Below are 2692 nucleotides of genomic sequence, written 5' to 3' on the forward strand. Positions count from 1 at the left end.
TGCGGTCATCTTCGCCTAATCAGCACTTCCTCAGGAGTTTCTTGGCCTATTCTGAGACCCGTTGTCCGCCAACCGCGGACTCCACCACACACCCTCAGGAGAACACTATGACCTCCCCCCGTACCGCCGTCCGTACCGCGGCCGTCCTCGGCGCCACCGCCGCCCTGACCCTCGCCGGCGCCGGCGCCGCGTCCGCCGCCACCCCCTCCTCGCCCGTGGTCGACGGCAACACGATCTCCGTCACCTTCGAGAAGGACGGCATCGCCGATATCGACACCTGTGTCGCCGCGGCGGTCCCCACGTCCAGCGCAGCGGCACTCGCCGCGCAGCTCGAGGCGCTCTCGAACCTGGACCTCGACGCGATCGGCGACCTGGTCAGCGGCACCTCCGACGTGACGTTCCTCCAGACCTCCGGCCTCGTGCCCACCCCGCTCGCCAACGTCACGCTGGGTGACGTCACGGTGTCGGCCACCGTGCCGTCCAACGTGTACGCGGTGGTCACCTACTGCCTGCTCGGCGACCCGGACATCGCCGGGCCCGTGCTCGTCGGCGACCCGATCGACGCCATCCAGGGCAGCCTCGGTGGACTGTCGACCGAGGACACCCTCGGAACCCTCTCCGCCGCCACCGGCGAGGGCGATGACAGTGGCCTCGGCAGCGTCCTCGGCCTGCTCGGCGGCGAGGCCGGTGGCGAGCTGAACCTCGACACCCTCTCGGCTGCCGGCGACACCGAGAACTGACAGCACACGCAGAAGGGCCCCGCACCAGTCGGTGCGGGGCCCGCTTGCGTTGCGGAGCCGCGGCTGAGCCGTCAGGCGTCCAGGCGCTCGATGATCGTCACGTTGGCGGTGCCGCCGCCCTCGCACATCGTCTGCAGGCCGTAGCGGCCACCGGTGCGCTCGAGCTCGTTGAGGAGCGTGGCGAACAGCTTCGCGCCGGTGGCGCCGAGCGGGTGGCCGAGCGCGATGCCGCCGCCGTTGGGATTCACCCGGGCCGGATCGGCGCCGATCTCCTTGATCCACGCCAACACGACGGGCGCGAACGCCTCGTTGATCTCCACCACGTCGATGTCGTCGATCGTCAGGCCGGTCTTCTCCAGGGCCCACCGGGTGGCGGGGATCGGCGCGGAGAGCATCATCACCGGATCGTCGCCGCGCACGGTGAGGTGGTGGATCCGGGCACGCGGCGTCAGGCCGTACTTCTCCACCGCCTCGGCGGAGGCGAGCAGCCCCGCCGAGGCGCCGTCGGAGATCTGTGACGCCACCGCGGCGGTCAGCGATCCGCCCTCGGCGAGCACCGGCAACGAGGCCATCTTCTCGAGTGTGGTCTCACGGGTGGTCTCGTCCGACTCGAGTCCGGCCAGCGGAACGTACTCACCAGCGAACCGGCCCTCGGCGATCGCGGCGCGGGCGCGGGAGTGCGACTGCAGCGCCCACTGCTCCATCTCCTCGCGGGAGATGTCCCACCTGTCGGCCATCATCTGCGCGCCGTTGAACTGCGAGATCTCCTGGGCGCCGAAGCGCTCGACCCACCCGGTGGAGCCGGTGAACGGGTCGTCGAACCCGTACTCGCGACCCGCCAGCATGGCCGACGAGATGGGCAGGGCGCTCATGTTCTGGACTCCACCGAACAGCACCACGTCCTGGGTCGCGGACATGATCCCCTGGGCCCCGAAGTGGATGGCCTGCTGGCTGGATCCGCACTGGCGGTCGACGGTCGTGCCGGGCACGCCGAGGGGCATCCCCGCCGCGAGCCACGCGGAGCGCGCGATGTTGCCCGCCTGGGGGCCGATGGCGTCCACGCAACCGAAGATCACGTCGTCGACGACCTCCGGGTCGATTCCCGTGCGCTCGACGACGGCGCGGATGACGTGCGCGGCCAGGTCCGCCGGGTGCTGGCCGGACAGGCTGCCGCCGCGCTTGCCCGCGGGCGTCCGGACTGCGTCGATCACGTAGGCCTCGCGGCCGGTCACGCTGGTCATGTGTCTCCTCGTGGGGGTATGAGATCAGGATGGGGTGGTGCTGATCAGTCGACGGCCAGGCCGTCGAGCACGATGCGCAGGTACTGGTCCGCGATCGCGGCGTGGTCGTCGGCGTCCTCCGGCCGGTACCAGCGCACTGCCACCCAGACGGTGTCCCGGAGGAACCGGTAGGTGAGCCGGATGTCGAGGTCGGGACGGAACTCCCCGGACTCCATTCCCCGACTCAGCACGTCGGTCCACATCTCGCGGAACTCGGTGTTGCGCTCGCGGAGGTAGTCGAACCTCGGGTTGCCCCGGAGATGCTTGAGCTCGTCCTGGTAGATGGCCACCTCGTCGCGGTGGCGGTGGATGGCCTCGAACGAGACGCGCACCAGCCCCTCGAGGGTCTCCCGGGGCGACGACCCCGCGTCGACGATCCGCTGGTAGTCACCGAAGAGCGAGTCGAGGAATCCGCGGAGGATCTCGTCTACGATCGCCTCCTTGGACGAGAAGTGGTGGTACAGGCTGCCCGAGAGGATGCCGGCCGCGTCGGCGATGTCTCGCACCGTGGTGGCGCGGAGGCCGCGCTCGGCGAAGAGCCCGGCGGCGATCGCCAGGAGCTCCTCACGTCTGGTCGTGCTGGTCATTCGGCCACCCTACCAACCAAGCACTTGCTAGGTACAGGACACCGCGACCCGAGGCCTGCGGCGGCCGCGTCGGTCCGCCCGCCGG

3 protein-coding genes are annotated in these 2692 nt (G+C 70.3%); 1 reads left to right on the plus strand and 2 read right to left on the minus strand.

Annotated elements, in window-relative coordinates:
- Positions 1 to 107 precede the first annotated feature (107 nt).
- Positions 108 to 740, plus strand: coding sequence for a hypothetical protein (locus tag G6018_RS14960; RefSeq protein WP_182640047.1), 633 nt, complete (start codon positions 108 to 110; stop codon positions 738 to 740).
- Between the two features lie 71 nt (positions 741 to 811).
- Here G6018_RS14960 and G6018_RS14965 read toward each other — a convergent pair whose 3' ends face one another.
- Positions 812 to 1981 (minus strand): acetyl-CoA C-acetyltransferase, encoded by a 1170-nt coding sequence (locus tag G6018_RS14965; RefSeq protein WP_182640048.1) that lies wholly within the window; start codon positions 1979 to 1981, stop codon positions 812 to 814.
- 44 nt (positions 1982 to 2025) lie between these two features.
- Positions 2026 to 2607, minus strand: coding sequence for a TetR/AcrR family transcriptional regulator (locus G6018_RS14970; RefSeq protein WP_107748752.1), 582 nt, complete (start codon positions 2605 to 2607; stop codon positions 2026 to 2028).
- Positions 2608 to 2692: the final 85 nt, after the last annotated feature.

Origin of the sequence: Dietzia sp. DQ11-44, from assembly GCF_014145205.1 — a bacterium.
GTDB lineage: Bacteria > Actinomycetota > Actinomycetes > Mycobacteriales > Mycobacteriaceae > Dietzia > Dietzia natronolimnaea.